This is a genomic window from Actinophytocola sediminis (genome assembly GCF_054779715.1).
In genome coordinates this window covers 112,110-127,327 of sequence record NZ_BAAGXS010000008.1, presented here as the reverse complement: position 1 = coordinate 127,327, position 15,218 = coordinate 112,110, and the positions used below count along the sequence as shown (strand labels likewise).

Genomic DNA, 15,218 nt, shown 5'->3' with positions numbered 1-15,218 from the left:
GTTGCGATCCTCACCGGCCCGTGAGGGTCGGTGCAGCTGTGGGAATCAAGGTGCCACGGCTGGTGTCCACCATGTAGTTGCGATCCTCACCGGCCCGTGAGGGTCGGTGCAGCTGGCGCTGGCGGTGGCCTGGTGCACATGCGGAAGCTTGAGTTGCGATCCTCACCGGCCCGTGAGGGTCGGTGCAGCTGGAATTGGCCTGTCGATCCTCTCCAGCCGTCAGNGAGGGTCGGTGCAGCCTGTAGTCCGAGGTCGACCAGACCGACCGTTTCGTCCGCGTTGCGATCCTCACCGGCCCGTGAGGGTCGGTGCAGCCACACCCATGCGTTCAGGCTGCCGCTGGACACTTTCGCTGTTGCGATCCTCACCGGCCCGTGAGGGTCGGTGCAGCCTTGTTCGCGGGCCTGCTGTTCCCGGACGCCAATGGTTGCGATCCTCACCGGCCCGTGAGGGTCGGTGCAGCGGTTCCCGAACTGGGACGATAGCTCTCTGCAGCAAGCTCGTTTCGATGCGCATCCGACATGGATACTCGTAGTTTGTACCAACCACGGCGTGTCGCGCATCCGAACCTATGGCGTGTCGCGCGTTCGCTCGGGGTTCCTAGATCATCTCCGCAGCGACACACCTCGACCGTTCGCGTTCGTCGGCGATCTGATCTTCCGCGCATCTGTAACTCACGGAGCGCTTTCGACGATGCGAGGAGCGTGCACTTGAAGCTTGGTGAGCGCGACCCGCGCCCAGTTTGGGCGCACAGCGCAAACCAGGCTGGGAAACGCCATACGCTTGCCGATCACCTATGCGGCACAGCCGAATTGGCGGCGCGCTTCGCGTCTCCTTTCGGAGCTGGGGAAGTGGCATGGTTGCTGGGCCTCCTCCATGACGTTGGAAAGGCTTCATGCGCCTGGCAAGAAGGTCTGTTACACGCAGAAGCCGACGGCGGCCGGGTCGGGATCGACCACAAGTCGCTGGGCGCCCAGTTGGCGGCAGACCGCGGACTTGGCGGGTTTGCTCTCGCCATCGAGGGTCACCACGGCGGCCTGACGTCGCCGCGTGAGCTGCGCAGGCGCCTGAAGGCCCTGGACAAGGCCGCTCTTGCCCGGAACTCTGAGGCTGAGCGAGTCATCCGTGGCCTGCTTCCCGAACTGTCTCCCGCAGCTTCTGTCGCGATTCCCGACGAATGGATCCACGAGCCGCTCGTGGGTGAGATGGCGGTGCGGCTTGCGTTCAGCGCGCTGTGTGATGCCGACTTTCTTGATACATCAGCTCATTTCACTGACTCGGCGAAACCTGCGGTGCGAGATGACGCGGATTTCAGGATGTTGTTCGCACGGTTTGAGCAACGTCGCAAGAAGGAACTCGACGACCGATCCCGCTCCAGTATCGACTCGATTCGAGACGACGTATACGACGCCTGTGTGAAGGCCGCCGAGGCAGAACCCGGTTTCTTCCGCCTGGCCGCGCCAACGGGTTCGGGAAAGACGTTGTCGTCTGGTGCTTTCGCGCTACGCCATGCTGCGCTGCACGGTCATCGTCGGGTCATCGTGGCGGTTCCGTTTCTGACGATCACAGAACAGAACGCTGCCGTCTACCGGAGCATGCTGGACGCAGACGGCGAGGACCCGACCGTTCTCGAACACCACAGTCAGGTGAACCTCGACAGCGACGACATTAACAACCGGTGGTGGCGCCTGGCTGCCGAGAACTGGGACGTGCCGTTCGTGGTCACCACCACCGTCCGGCTGTTCGAGGCGCTGTTCGACCGCAAGCCGGCCGCGATGCGGCGGATTCACCGGTTGGCCGGAGCGGTGATCGTGTTGGACGAGGTGCAGGCGCTGCCACATCGTCTCCTCATTCCCATCCTGGACGCGCTGCGGGTGTTGGTCGCGCACTTCGGCACGACGGTGGTGCTGTCCTCGGCAACACAGCCGGAGTTGTGGGAGCTGAGCCCGTTCCGGGATCTACCCGATGCCAGGGAGATCGTGACTGAACGCGCAGTGGTCGCCGACCAGTTGCGGCGCGTCCGCTTCGAGTGGCGCACCAACCCCAGCCCGACGCTGGACGAGGTGGCACAAGACACGGTGAGCCGCCAGCAGGCACTCGTCGTCCTCAACACGACGGCAGACGCAGCACGCCTGTACCAGTCGTGGCGGACCGATGCACCTGAGAACGTCGCGTGGCACCTGTCGACGCGGATGTGTCCCGCTCACCGTCGTCGGGTGCTCGACATGGTGCGCGCCCGGCTCCTGAATGGTGAACCGACTCTGCTGGTTTCCACCCAGCTCATCGAGGCTGGGGTCGATGTCGACTTCCCAGTCGTGTACCGGGCAATGGCCCCGGCGGACTCCCTCCTCCAGGCAGCAGGGCGGGCGAACCGGGAGGGCAACCTCCCGGGCCTCGGCCAGGTGATCCTGATTGACCCGTCTGACGGTGGCCAGCCCCCGTCCTACCGAACACTGGTGAACGTGACCCGAACCTGTTTCGGGCCAGGCCGCGCCGATCCGGACGACATCAATGCGCTCGGCAACTACTACCGCTCGATCTACGAAGCCCTGGGCCTTGAACACCGCGACCACGTCGGCCAACGGATCCAGGCCGCGAGACGCCGCCTCGACTTCCACACGGTGACCGACGGGCCGGCCGACCCGGTCACCGGGATCCGGGACCGTCGCTACGCGTTCCGCATGATCCTCGACGAGGGCATATCCGTCATCACCCCACAGGGCGCCGCGAACTCCGACACGCGTAGTCGGATCGAGGACCTCACGGAGCAGGTACGGAGTGCCACTGGCCCCGGGATGTCCGCGCTGCGGGATCTCCAGCCCTACATCACGAGCGTGCACCAGTCAGCGCTGCGCCGACCGGGCGTACTCGCGTTGCTCAAGCCAGTACTGGGCGATCCGACCACTCCAGGCGGCCTTGCCGAGTGGATCGGCGACTACGACGACAACACCGGCATCACCCTCGACCCCAATCTGGAGGACTACGTCCTGTGAGCAGGCCGAATCCGAGTTCGTTCGCCGACCCGTTGGACCTCCCGCGCAGCCGTGAAGGGGATCGGCCGGTGGTCGTCCAGGTACACGGTCCTGCGGCTCTGTTCTCTCGCCCGGAACTGAAGGTGGAGCGGGTCTCGTATCCGGTGATGACTCCGCCAGCTGCGCGCGGCATCGTGGAAGCGATCTTCTGGAAGCCCGAGATGCGCTACCAGATCCTGGCGATCGAGATACTGAAGCCGATCCGGCAGTTCAGCGTCCGTCGCAACGAGACCTCGGCAGTCGTCTCGCTCGACGCCGCCCGGCGCGGTGAGCGCGTCGACACCGTCGCGCACCGGGACCAGCGGAACGCGATCTGTCTGCGGGACGTGGCCTACCGGATCCACGCGCACGTCGAGGTGACCGAAGGGGCGACGAAACCCGTTGCCGCATACCGCGATCAGCTCCAGCGTCGCCTGAACCGCGGGGCCTGTTTCCATCAGCCCTACCTCGGCACTCGCGAGTTCAGCGCGGAGTTCGGCAAACCGGACATGACTCCACGGCACGACCACACCGAGGACCTCGGCGTCATGCTGCACACGGTTCACCACGGCGACCCGATCCGGATGGAGTGGTTCACCGCCCGGCTCGACCACGGCGTGTTGCACATCCCAGCACGCGGTATCGAGGTTCCCGCCGCCGTATCGAAGGTCGGCTGATGCTGCTCACGCGGCTCGTCGAGTACGCACGTACCGATCCTGCGGTGCCGCCGGCGTACTACGCGTCGAAGCTGCTCCGCTGGATCGTGGAACTCAACGGGGACGGCTCGCCGGCGTCGCCCCAACTCACGGACCTGGCCGACCCCACGGAGCGGACTCGACGCAACGGCATCCCCCACGTGGTGCCCGCTGTGCAGCGTTCCGGTACCGGGGCACAACCGATGCTCGCCGCGGACACCGCAGAGTACGCACTCGGCTGGTCGACCGACGAAACACGAGCGGCCAAGTCCGCGCGCTACCACGCCGCGTTCCGTGATCTGGCATTGCGCTGGCACCAGGCCGACCAGAGCGCCGAATCCTCGGCCCTGCGTGACTTCCTCACCGGCCAGCACGCGGACACGCTGGTGCGCCCGGCCGAACTCACCGGCAACCACCTAGTCGCATTCCGCGTCGCCGGCCGGTTCCTGCATGCGGACACCGGCGCACAGCGGTTCTGGGCCGGCGAGGCCGAAGGCCGCAAGGGCAGCACTCGCGAAGGGCTCTGCCTGGTGTGCGGCCAGAGCGGCCCCCTACTGCAGACGATCCCTCGGCAACTACCGACTCGCCTGGTTCCGGGAGCACAGAACAGCGCACCGCTCGTGAGCCTCAACAAAACGGTCCACGGGTTCAACCTCCAGAAACAACTCGTGCACGTGCCGATCTGCACGATCTGCGGTCTGCAGTCCATGGGCGCGCTGGAGAGCCTCCTAGCCGGCGAAAACAGTGCCACCTATCCCGGCCAGGACGCCCGGCTCACCTGGTGGGTCACCGAGAACGCCGAGTTCGATCTCCGAACTCTGGACGACCCGTCACCCGAAGACGTGGCCGACATGATCGGCGGTCCCGCTCGCGGCGGGCCGAATGAGGTCGAGGACCTCTCGGTCTTCTGCTCGCTGGCGATCGGCGGCAACGTCGCGCGAGTGGTCGTTCGCGAGTGGATCGAACAGCCATTGCCCCACATCCGGGCAAACCTGCGCAGCTGGTTCGACGACCACCAGATGGTCGACATGTGGACCGGTCTTCCCCAGTACGTCGGCACCCGCAGGATGGCCCAGGCCGCAGGCCGGTGGGCCCCGGGACGCGGCGAGGACAACGGCAGCTACGTCAGGTTCGGGGCGACCGGCGCCGACCGCCCCGACGACGTCTATCGACGGCTGCTGGCGTCGGCACTGCTGAACAAGACCCTGCCGCCCAGACTGCTGGCCCACGTCGTGCATCGAATCCGCACCGACGGCCGGATCGACACCGCGCGTGCCGCGCTGATCCGGTTGGCGCTGCGCCGCCAGCCCGGCATCTCGAACCCGGAGGACTACATGCCCGTTCTCAACCCCGAGAACAACCAACCCGCCTACCTCGCCGGTCGGATCTTCGCCGTGCTCAGCGAACTGCAGTACCAAGCCAACCGGGCCCGAGGCAGCGAGCCGCTGAATACGACCTTCGGGGATCGCTACTTCAGCCGCGCGGTCACCAGCCCCGCCGTGGCGCTGGTGACGGGCCGCCGGACAGCACGCGCATGGCTGCGGGTCCTCCGTAGGCGCAACCCCGCAGCGACCCGGGCAATCGAGGCCCGCATGGACGAGCTGTTCGACCAACTCGCGGTCGCCGGCGGCATCCCCCACGGGACAGTGCTCGCCGAGAAGGCCGCGTTCATCCTCGGCTACCACCAGGAACGAGCGGCGGCCCGCGCCCAGCGCACCAAGAACACCACCACAGCAAGCAACACTGACACTGACGGAGTGCCCGCATGACCGCCCACCTGGACCCGACCGTCCGCCACGACATCGTCATGCTGTTCGACGTCACCGACGGCAATCCGAACGGCGACCCGGATGCCGGCAACCAGCCACGCGTGGACGACGAGACCGGCCACGGTCTGGTCACCGATGTCGCACTCAAGCGCAAGATCCGCGACGTCGTGCCCGAGATCAAGCCCGGCGACCCCCGCTACGGCATATTCATCGAGGCCGGGTTCGCACTCAACACCCGCATCGAAGAGGCCCTGACCAGCAACGACAACAACGGCCACGACGCCCAACGATGGCTGTGTGAGCACTACTTCGACGTGCGCATGTTCGGCGCCGTGCTCAGCACCGGGCAGGCCCGCGGCAGCGGCCAGATACGCGGAGCGGGCCAGGTCCGCGGGCCGCTGCAACTCACCTTCGCCCGGAGCGAGGACCCCGTGTTGCCCTCCGACCACGCCATCACCCGGGTCACCCAGACCCGCCAGGAGGACATCGACAAGGGGGAGTCCACAGAGATCGGTACCAAATGGACGATCCCGTACGGGCTCTACAGCGCTCGCGCCTTCTACTCCGCCTCCCGCGCGGCCAAGACCGGCGTCACCGGCGACGACCTCGACATGTTGTGGACCGCACTGACCACGATGTTCGACCATGACCGCTCGGCCGCCCGCGGTGAGATGAAATTGTGCGGACTCTATGTGTTCTCCCACCCCAACGCGTTCGGGGTGGCGCCGGCCGCATCACTCACGAGCCGGATCACGCTGACCCGTGTCGACGACGAGAAGCCGCCACGACGCCACACCGACTACGTGCGGGCCGTGCAGGCCGATGGGCTCCCGGAGGGCGTGACGCTCAACGCGCTGGTGGACCTCTGGCCATGACCCTGGAGGCAGTCGGCCAGATCCCGGACAGCATTCCGCTCTCCGCGCTCGAACACGTCGAGTACTGCCGTCGCCAGGCTGCACTCATCCACATAGAGGCCACCTGGACCGACAGCGTCGACACGGTCCGCGGCGACCTGTTGCACCGCACGGTGGACCTGCCCGCGATCCGCAACCGTCGCGGCGTCCGTGTCGTTCGAACGCTCCCGGTGCGCAGCGAGCGGCTGGGCCTGCACGGCGTGTGCGATCTCGTGGAAATTGAAGGCAGCCAGGCGACGCCGGTCGAGTACAAGGTCGGGCGCTACCTGGCGGGCGGGCCGGCCGATGTTCAGGTGGCCGCACAGGCCGCTTGCCTGATCGACTCAGGATTCGAGGTCGCGGTCGGCTACATCTACTCCGGCGCCGACCGCCGCCGTCATCCCGTCGATATCACCGAACAACTGCTGACGCGGGTAACGCTGGCGGCGGAGGCCATGCGGGCTCTCTACAGGCAAAGCCGCCTGCCGTCCGCCCACAACGATCGACGCTGCCGCCGGTGTTCCCTGCAAGCCGACTGCCTTCCCGAGCTCACCAACCGCACGGACACGGAGGTCGATCTGTTCGCACCACGCTCCGCCGGAACTTGGCATGACTGAACTGCTGAACACGCTGTACGTGCAGACCGCTGGCACCAGCCTGCACCTCGACGGCGACACGATGCGCGTCCACCACCCCGAACAGACAGGCCGCAGGATCCTCCCGCTTGCTCGCATCGATCATGTGGTGCTCTTCGGCGGGGTCACGATGACGGGCGACCTGTTGCTACGTTGCGCCGACGACCGCCGAACGGTCAGTTGGCTCACCGAGTACGGCCGATTCCGTGCACGTGTAAACGGCCCCACTGCTGGGAATCCGCTTCTCCGCAAAGCACAACACGAAGCCCACCAGGATGTCAGCCGGCGGATCCCCATCGCACAGCGCATGATCGCCGGAAAGATCCATAATTGCCGTCAGCTCATCCTCCGAGCGGCACGCGACGCCGACGACGGCCAAGCGTCGCTGCGCGCGACGGCCGAACGCCACGCGCAATCGTTGATCGTGGCCGGCAAGGCCGCCGAAATCGACACACTTCTGGGTATCGAGGGCACAACAGCGCGGGACTATTTCGCTACGTTCCACCTCCTGTCAAAGCAAGTCGACGGGCCGTTCGTCCGAACCCGCCGTCCACCTACCGATCCCCTCAACTGTCTGCTGTCGTTCCTCTACGGGATGCTGCGAGTCTCTGTGCATGGCGCATTGGAACAGGTCGGACTCGACCCGTACATAGGATTCATTCATGGCGTCCGGCCAGGGAAACCAGCGCTCGCGCTCGACCTCATGGAGGAATTCCGCCCGCTGCTGGCGGACCGGCTCGCACTGACCATGCTCAACCGGAGAGAAGTTCGCGACAACGACTTCGAGAGCCTCCCCGGTGGCGCCGTCCGCCTCACTGACACCGGGCGCAGGGCCGTTCTGAACGCCCTACAGGTCAGCCGAGATCGCATGTGGCCACACGTCCACCTCGGCCGTGAGGTGCCCGCAGCGCTGCTACCGCTCGTCCAGGCACGACTTCTCGCTCGCCATTTGCGCGGCGATCTCGACCAGTACCTGCCGTGGACGACGACCTGAAATGGATCTACTTGTCACCTACGACGTCGACACGACCACCCCGGAGGGGCGAGCACGCCTCCGACGGGTCGCGAAGATCTGTGAGGCATACGGGCACCGCGTACAGAAGTCGGTATTCGAAATCGTGCTCCGAGAGACGGACAAACTGCACCTTGTAGCCAAACTCAATGGAGCAATCAACCACAGACTCGACAGCGTCCGCTTGTACCGCTTACCCCACCGCTCTCTTGACGACGTGGAGCACCTCGGAAAAGCACGCGACATAGACCCACGCGGACCGTTGGTGCTCTGACACCACGCGGAGATGCGGAACGCCGATATTCCGGCCTTGCGGCATGTTCGTGATCGCGCTCATGTTGCGATCCTCGCAGCCCTGCCCGTCGAGTTGGCGCGCGGCGGCGGCGTCGTTGCGATCCTCGCCAGCCCTCGTAGGGCTGGCGCAGCCAGTTCAACATCACCATGAACGAGTACGGCAACGTCATGCAGTTGCGATCCTCGCCAGCCTCGTAAGGCTGGCGCAGCGCTACTGAAGGTCGTCGGCAAGCGAGGCAGCCTGGAGGAGTTGCGATCCTCGCCAGCCTCGTAGGGCTGGCGCAGCATGCTCGGCGGGGATGTCCGGGTGGTGGTTCAGCACGTTGCGATCCTCGCCAGCCTCGTAGGGCTGGCGCAGCCACCGACAGCTGCCACGTCGATGTCCTGCTCCCCATCGCGTTGCGATCCTCGCCAGCCCCGTAGGGCTGGCGCAGCCGTAGGTCGCCTTGTCCACCCGACGAGTACCGGCAACGTTGCGATCCTCGCCAGCCTCGTAGGGCTGGCGCAGCCCTGGCTGACCGGACGATCGCCCTGATCCCGCATGAGTTGCGATCCTCGCCAGCCTCGTAGGGCTGGCGCAGCCAGCTCGTGCCGCGCCAGGCCGACGCTCGTGCCGTGGTTGCGATCCTCGCCAGCCTCGTAGGGCTGGCGCAGCAACGTGCGCTTGAAGCTGCCCGGGGCGGTGCGCTCGAGGTTGCGATCCTCGCCAGCCTCGTAGGGCTGGCGCAGCCCTGGCTGACCGGACGATCGCCCTGATCCCGCATGAGTTGCGATCCTCGCCAGCCTCGTAGGGCTGGCGCAGCCTCCCTATATGGCCTGGTCCGGGCCGGTCTGGTCTCCCGGTTGCGATCCTCGCCAGCCTCGTAGGGCTGGCGCAGCCTCCCTATATGGCCTGGTCCGGGCCGGTCTGGTCTCCCGGTTGCGATCCTCGCCAGCCTCGTAGGGCTGGCGCAGCCTACCGGCCGACATCACGTGTCCGGGACGCCATGCAGTTGCGATCCTCGCCAGCCTCGTAGGGCTGGCGCAGCACCGTGGCGATGGCGCGGGCAGAGGTCTCCCACACGTTGCGATCCTCGCCAGCCTCGTAGGGCTGGCGCAGCATCCACGCCAGGTTTTCGACGCCGTCCAACACCTGAGTTGCGATCCTCGCCAGCCTCGTAGGGCTGGCGCAGCCCTTCACCACCATGTTCACGGTGGCGCCGTTCTCGAAGTTGCGATCCTCGCCAGCCTCGTAGGGCTGGCGCAGCGGCTCTTGACCTGCGACTGTAACGCTCCGAATCTGAAGATTCACCTGTGTAGTACCTGCGCGAGCCGCCAACAAGCTCTACTACGGCGTGTCGCGCAAAGAACCTATGGCGTGTCGCGCACCAACTTACGGTTCCTAGATCAACATTTGCTTACCAGGCCGGTGCGCTCGAAGCGGCTGAGCCATCCTCAACCGTTTCGTTTCCCCGACCCCGCCCAGAGCGAGTGTTCAACGGTCGCAGGCACGTGAACAAACTTCGCCGACAGCGGTAACCGCATGTGTCAAACCGCAAGTTGACGGTAACCCGGTTGGTAACGTCATCGACTCATCAGCAACCGGACCAGGTCTGCGGTTACCCGATCAGCCCTGTCGCGGTTACCCGTCATCCGCGTGCGCCTGCCAGGCAAGTTACTGACGTTTCCGGTGTTCCAGGTGCCTCACTCAGTCTCTCGTCGCACCTTCTGGCCATACGATTGTGACCGGTATTCCCCGGTCACGGGCCGCGTCCACGACATCGGCCGTTCCGCCGTAGCCGCGGGCTGGTTGACCGTCCCAGACAGCGAGCAACTCATCCGCGTCGGCGACCATGCGCAGACTCGCGTCCATGTGCGCGTCGGAGTCCGACTCGACGTGGCCAAGGCGGATGACCTCCGCAGCTTTCACGATCAACACGTCATAGGTCGCGTGATGGTCCGCAGGGAGGCCCTCGCGATACTTCTGTGCGGGAACAATGACATGGAGCGCGCCGCCGTTGTCGAGGACGGCACTGGCGAACAGGGCGTCTGCTCCGTCGGCGATGCAACTCAGGCCGACAAGGGGGCCGTCCGATGCGCGCTTGCTGATCTCGCTTCGGAGAGCGGCATCGACCAGCGCTGTCGTTTTCTCGGAGAGGCCACGGTGTCCGGTTATCGCGAGGCGGGTCATCCGTCTTCCCGTTCGTAGAGCGCGGCCAGTGCTTCGTCCAGTTGACGAGCTTCTGCGGTGTGCACGGCGATGCTGGAGCGGAACTCGCGAACTCGGCTGGTGATCCGCTCGCTCCCGTAGGCGCGACCGACGGCCAGGGCATCTGTTGCGAGAGAGCAGCCTCCGGCGACATCTCCCGTACGGGCTAGGACTTTGGCGTGCTCGACTTGCGCGAGAGCGCGCGGCTTGGCAGCGGTGAGCGCCGAGGCTGCGGCTGCGTAGGCGGTCCGTGCTGCGCGAAGGTCGCCGAGATGCCCGAGGGCGCTTGCTCGGTATCGGGCTGCTTTGGCCGAGGAGAACGGGAACAGCCAGGGCCACTGTGAGTCGCTCGCCTGTCGAGCAGTCAGCTGCTCGGCTCGGTGAAGTTCGACGAGGGTCTGTTTCCGGTCGCCTGTACAGGCGTAGGCAACCGCGAGCAGCGACGCCAGCCAGGCACGAGCAGCCTCCGGCGCGCTGGCGTCGAGTTGCCGGGAGGCGCGCTGGAGCAGCACCAACCCCTGGTTGCTGTCGCCCGTCTCCACGGCGAAGTGACCGAGACTGGCCGTCATGTATGCCGCCAACAACGGGTGATGCGCACGCTTGGCGTACCCGATCGCGTCCGCGTAGCGGCGACGCGCCGTGGCGTTGTCTCCGCGGTCCGCGGCCAGCCAGGCCGCCAAGCCGGCGATCTCGGACAGCGTGCGGAATCCGTCCGACGTACGGAGACGGTCACGCACGATCCCCACTGCCAAGCTCAGATGCGCCTCCACCGCCGGCGACAACCGATCCGATGCCACGGCCGACTCCATCTGGCGATAGTGCGCGGTCGGACCGGCCAGGATCTCGGTCAGATTGGCATCCGACGGCGCGAGCAAGGCCCCAGCGCCCACACCGATCGTGGTCTTGATGAAGGTCTTGCGGTTCACGTCGTCAACGGTAGTCCGCGAAGACCTGCGGAACCCCAGCTCCGCATCCGTCGCGACGTTGAGGACGGCACGGAGGGCCGCACGGTACCGCACCGCAGGCCACCGGGTGACGCCCCGCTCCCAACGGCCGACGTGTCGAGCGTCGACAGCGCCGGGTGCGCCGGTCGCCCGGAACACATGGTCGTTGACAGCGTCCGCCAGCTCCTGACGCGTCAGGGACTGGCCGGGCGTACCCGGTGACTCGATCCGTCCCCGAGCTGCCACCAGCAACTCATTGCGTTGGGGCAATGCCTCGCCCTTCTCCTGCTTGGCGCGTAGCGACCGGCTCACTACCGACAGCACAATCACGCGTTCACGCAGGTCAGCATAGGACGCACTATGACGCGACGCATAGCAACAGGACGCGTTCTTACGTTCCGTAGATATCACTGACTACATACAGTGCGCTCGTGAGCAAGATCCCTGCCTTCGACCCGACGCAGGTCGGCCTTGACTACCTGTACGTAGCCATGGCGGATCACATCGCGGCGCGTATCGATGCCGGGGAGCTGCCGCCCAACACCCGCCTTCCGGCGGAACGGGACCTGGCCGACGAGTACGGCGTCAGCCTGGGCACCGCGCGCCGGGCCACGAAGGAACTGCGGGAGCGCGAGCTTGTGGTCACCGTGCCGGTCAAGGGCACGTTCGTGGCCAACCGCTCTTAGCTCGTCGTACCGGGTGCGATGGAACCAGACAGGGGGAAGTTTCGACGTGGCCACGGTTCAGCGCTGGTCGGGGATCGAGGTACGGGCACTCCGCGAGGCCAAGCGGATGAGCATTCGGGAGTTCGCGGCGCACCTGGGCGTCAGTGAGCGGATGATCTCCAAGTGGGAGGCGGGTAAGGAGAACATCCGCCCGCGACCGGTCAACCAGGCCGCTCTCGACACCGCCCTGTCCCGATGCGATCCCGACACGCAGGCACGCTTTTCGTTCCTGACTGGTGACTCGCTCGTGCCCGAGGAAGACGGCGGCGCCGCCGAACCGATCGGGGAAAGCCACGTTCGCCATCCGGTCGACGGCCGGTCCATGGCGAAGGTTGACGGGAGCGTTTTCCAGTCGGGTCCGGGCAATGAGCCGATCTGGCTGCCGGCCTTCTACATCGACGTCTACCCCGTGACCAACGACGAGTACGCACGTTTCCTCGCCGCCACCGCCCATGTTCCGCCGCAGAACTGGGAGGACGGGCGGCCGGCCTCGGATCGCGGGGACCACCCCGTCGTCTTCGTCACCTGGAATGACGCGGCGGCGTATGCCGAGTGGGCAGGGAAGACGCTGCCCAGTGGCCAGCAGTGGGAGAAAGCCGCCCGTGGCACGAGAGGCACCGTCTACCCGTGGGGCGACCAAACGACGCCAGCCAAGTGCAACGTTCGTGAGAACGGGGTCGGCAGCACATCCGCCGTGGACTGCTACCAGAGCGGGATCAGCCCGTACGGCGTGTTCGACATGTGCGGCAACGTCTGGGAATGGTGCGCCACCGAGACCAAGCCCGGCCGGCACGAACTCAAGGGCGGCGCATGGACCAGCCCGTTTATGCGAGCAACGCCATCCTCGTTCAACGACGCGGCTGCTTCCATGTGCGATGATGACACTGGGTTCCGCTGCGTCGTGACGGCCGAAACATTGGATCGTTGACAGCTATCGTGTGGGGTGAGTGGGATTTGAACCCACGACCTGAAGGATTATGAGTCCTCTGCTCTGACTACTGAGCTACCACCCCGAAGACCGGGCGGCCGACGCCCGGTTTCAGCGATCTTCTTGCGCGATTAGTTGGCTATATGGGATGCCGTCTCCATACCTGACCGTCACCTTGCAGATCAGATGTATGCGACCTGGCCTCATGGGGTCTATTCCGTTCACAGCGTTTCGCATAGTGCCCTCTGGTATCGGGTCGTCGGCGATGGCGCTACATTCCTGTGCCAGACGTTTGATGGACCAGTCGTGCATCTCAAGCCATGAACGAATCCGATTACGGTTGAGCTTGGGCATGCGACGGCTCTGGTGGCGGGCAGGCCGAGAGTTCGCGATACAGGTCGGCCCAGCTTTCGTTGTCCCACACGATCGTCAGCGGAGTAACAGTGCTCCACCGCCTACATGCGTGTTCTGCCGACAGGTGCGTAGAGATAGTTTCCCTGCCAGTCGCGCCACCGATGTAGATGATCGCCTTCCGACTCTCTTCGCCATCCTGATATCCGTCTTCGACAATCTCCATGCCCCAAGCGAAAATCAGGTTGGGGTTCTCAGTGGCTACTAGACTGAAGAGCGTGGCATGCATGTGCGTTCCCGTTTCCTGGCGTCAGATGTGATGCGCGTGTTCACTCGCTGCTGGTTGCGTAGATAGCCGTGGTGCAGTCACTCCACGGCGTCCGCGTCTCGCGAGGATGGATTCGGGGAGGCCCGCCATGCAGATGCGGCTCCGAGTCGTGGCCAGGCTCTGTGTCGTGCTGGTCAGCGTGGAATTGGATGGCACTTCCGAGATCGATAAGGCGCAGCCCGAGTGCGCGTTCGTCGGCCACCGCCATCGGTGCGGCGCGCCGGGCATCAGCATCCAGAGTTCGGAGCACGTAGGCGCTGATCTTCTTGTTCATGGCCACCAAGTCGGTGATCAGCACCAATTTGTCGTGCCATGACCCGTCATGCGCTGAAGTTTTGTACGCGCCGCTCAATGGCGAAGTCTCCACCATAACCGTTTCCGTGCTTGCCCGGGCGCGCTCGTGCCGCGGTACCAATTCACTGGTCATGACATCAGCATCGGCAACGGGGCAGCCAAGATCTACTGCACACGCTGGGGCAAGTAGGGGGCACGCGTGGGGGAAATCGTTCGCCGTTAGAGCTGCTCGGCGGGGATGTCCGCGTACAGGTCGCGCAACCGCTTCAATGTCGGGTGGTCGATCGGCCACGACTGGTCGTCAACCGCGGCTACCGGACGGATGCCGACCGCCGCGTTGGTCGCGAACACGAATTCCATTGCGGGGAGATCTGAGAGGGTGACCGGTTCGGTGCGAATCGGCTCGTCGAGGGTCTGGTTTAGTAGAGTCATCGTGATGCCGGTCAGCCATTCCGAACGTGGCCACACGATGTTCCCGTCGCGGACGAACCCGATGTTCGAGGTCGCGATCTCGGAAATGGTCCCGTCCTGGTTCAGGAACAGCACGTCGTCGAATCCCTCGCGTTGGGCGGTTCGCCTGCACCGGAGTGCGCCGAACAGGCCGATGTGCTTCACCGCCGGCAGCTCCCGCCGGTAGGAGGCGGCCTGAAGGCGTAGCGGACTAGGTTCGCCTGTCCCGGCTGTCCGGGTCGTGACCAGGACGTGCGGGTCGGCGTCCGCCCCGATCGTGCCCAGTTCGATCGTGGGGTCGTAGATCGTCACCCGTGCGACCGTGCGTGGGGCCTGGTCGGTGAGGGCCTGGCGGACGTGGTGCCGTACGCGATCGGTGTCCAGGTCGACGTCGAAGAGCAGACGGCAGTCCCGCGCCAGTCGCTGCAGGTGGAGCGACAGACCCTGTACGCGGCCGTCCTCCGCCAGCATCGACGTGAAGTGGCCGTAGTTCGTCAGGGCCAGAGCCTTGACCTGGTCCATGGTCGGGGGGACGCCGTTCAGCTGCATGCCGGTCAGCCTGACACGTGAACAGCCACGATGACATGCCGGAACGACCGAAGTTCGGTGAAAGTTCAGTGCCTCCAGTTCAGCGGAAGTTCAGTGTTTGGGGACTATTGGGACACTTCTCACCCTGCGCCTTTGGCCACATAGTTGATGCA

The 15,218-nt window shown here is 65.5% G+C and carries 13 protein-coding genes, 1 tRNA gene and 2 CRISPR repeat arrays; of the genes, 9 read left to right on the top strand and 5 right to left on the bottom strand.

The window, feature by feature from the left end; genetic code table 11:
• A CRISPR array of direct repeats spans positions 1-463; the repeat unit is 37 nt; unit sequence GTTGCGATCCTCACCGGCCCGTGAGGGTCGGTGCAGC.
• A 247-nt stretch (positions 464-710) separates the two neighbouring features.
• From cas3 to cas2, 7 genes are read left to right on the top strand one after another with little or no spacing between them, the layout of a single operon-like run.
• The gene (cas3, locus tag ACYVIP_RS05165) at positions 711-2,993 is read left to right on the top strand and encodes a CRISPR-associated helicase Cas3' (RefSeq protein ID WP_460392529.1); all 2,283 of its coding nucleotides are present in this window, start codon (positions 711-713) and stop codon (positions 2,991-2,993) included.
• A gap of 32 nt (positions 2,994-3,025) precedes the next feature.
• The gene (gene cas5c, locus ACYVIP_RS05160; RefSeq protein WP_460392527.1) at positions 3,026-3,688 is read left to right on the top strand and encodes a type I-C CRISPR-associated protein Cas5c; all 663 of its coding nucleotides are present in this window, start codon (positions 3,026-3,028) and stop codon (positions 3,686-3,688) included.
• Positions 3,688-5,475: a type I-C CRISPR-associated protein Cas8c/Csd1 gene (gene cas8c, locus ACYVIP_RS05155; protein WP_460392539.1), complete on the top strand. Its 1,788-nt coding sequence runs from the start codon at positions 3,688-3,690 to the stop codon at positions 5,473-5,475. The genes cas5c and cas8c overlap by 1 nt, the downstream gene beginning before the upstream one ends.
• Positions 5,472-6,350 carry a type I-C CRISPR-associated protein Cas7/Csd2 gene (cas7c, locus tag ACYVIP_RS05150; protein WP_460392525.1) on the top strand — a complete coding sequence of 293 codons (879 nt, stop codon included), beginning with the start codon at positions 5,472-5,474 and terminating at the stop codon, positions 6,348-6,350. Before cas8c ends, cas7c begins: the two co-directional genes overlap by 4 nt.
• Positions 6,347-6,985 carry a CRISPR-associated protein Cas4 gene (gene cas4, locus ACYVIP_RS05145; protein ID WP_460392523.1) on the top strand — a complete coding sequence of 213 codons (639 nt, stop codon included), beginning with the start codon at positions 6,347-6,349 and terminating at the stop codon, positions 6,983-6,985. Before cas7c ends, cas4 begins: the two co-directional genes overlap by 4 nt.
• A complete protein-coding gene (gene cas1c, locus ACYVIP_RS05140) occupies positions 6,978-7,997 on the top strand; it encodes a type I-C CRISPR-associated endonuclease Cas1c (protein WP_460392521.1) in 1,020 nt (339 codons plus the stop codon). The genes cas4 and cas1c overlap by 8 nt, the downstream gene beginning before the upstream one ends.
• A 1-nt stretch (position 7,998) precedes the next feature.
• Positions 7,999-8,289, top strand: coding sequence for a CRISPR-associated endonuclease Cas2 (gene cas2, locus ACYVIP_RS05135; protein ID WP_460392519.1), 291 nt, complete (start codon positions 7,999-8,001; stop codon positions 8,287-8,289).
• Positions 8,290-8,482: 193 nt separating this feature from the next.
• A CRISPR array of direct repeats spans positions 8,483-9,556; the repeat unit is 37 nt; unit sequence GTTGCGATCCTCGCCAGCCTCGTAGGGCTGGCGCAGC.
• 440 nt (positions 9,557-9,996) lie between these two features.
• Here the strand turns inward: cas2 and ACYVIP_RS05130 are convergent.
• Both ACYVIP_RS05130 and ACYVIP_RS05125 read right to left on the bottom strand, forming a co-directional pair.
• Positions 9,997-10,479 carry a hypothetical protein gene (locus ACYVIP_RS05130; RefSeq protein WP_460392517.1) on the bottom strand — a complete coding sequence of 161 codons (483 nt, stop codon included), beginning with the start codon at positions 10,477-10,479 and terminating at the stop codon, positions 9,997-9,999.
• Entirely contained in the window at positions 10,476-11,771 is a 1,296-nt protein-coding gene (locus ACYVIP_RS05125; RefSeq protein ID WP_460392515.1) for a hypothetical protein, read from the bottom strand. The genes ACYVIP_RS05130 and ACYVIP_RS05125 overlap by 4 nt, the downstream gene beginning before the upstream one ends.
• 101 nt (positions 11,772-11,872) lie before the next feature.
• Here ACYVIP_RS05125 and ACYVIP_RS05120 point away from each other — a divergent pair, with 101 nt between their 5' ends.
• Both ACYVIP_RS05120 and ACYVIP_RS05115 read left to right on the top strand, forming a co-directional pair.
• Positions 11,873-12,127, top strand: coding sequence for a winged helix-turn-helix domain-containing protein (locus tag ACYVIP_RS05120; RefSeq protein WP_460392513.1), 255 nt, complete (start codon positions 11,873-11,875; stop codon positions 12,125-12,127).
• 46 nt (positions 12,128-12,173) lie between these two features.
• Positions 12,174-13,094, top strand: coding sequence for an SUMF1/EgtB/PvdO family nonheme iron enzyme (locus tag ACYVIP_RS05115; protein WP_460392511.1), 921 nt, complete (start codon positions 12,174-12,176; stop codon positions 13,092-13,094).
• Positions 13,095-13,105: 11 nt separating this feature from the next.
• Here the strand turns inward: ACYVIP_RS05115 and ACYVIP_RS05110 are convergent.
• The 3 genes from ACYVIP_RS05110 to ACYVIP_RS05100 form a co-directional block, all read right to left on the bottom strand.
• A tRNA-Ile gene (locus ACYVIP_RS05110) sits at positions 13,106-13,179 on the bottom strand.
• A 595-nt stretch (positions 13,180-13,774) separates the two neighbouring features.
• Positions 13,775-14,200: a hypothetical protein gene (locus ACYVIP_RS05105; protein WP_460392509.1), complete on the bottom strand. Its 426-nt coding sequence runs from the start codon at positions 14,198-14,200 to the stop codon at positions 13,775-13,777.
• Positions 14,201-14,286: 86 nt separating this feature from the next.
• Positions 14,287-15,066: an aminotransferase class IV family protein gene (locus ACYVIP_RS05100; RefSeq protein WP_460392507.1), complete on the bottom strand. Its 780-nt coding sequence runs from the start codon at positions 15,064-15,066 to the stop codon at positions 14,287-14,289.
• Positions 15,067-15,218: the final 152 nt, after the last annotated feature.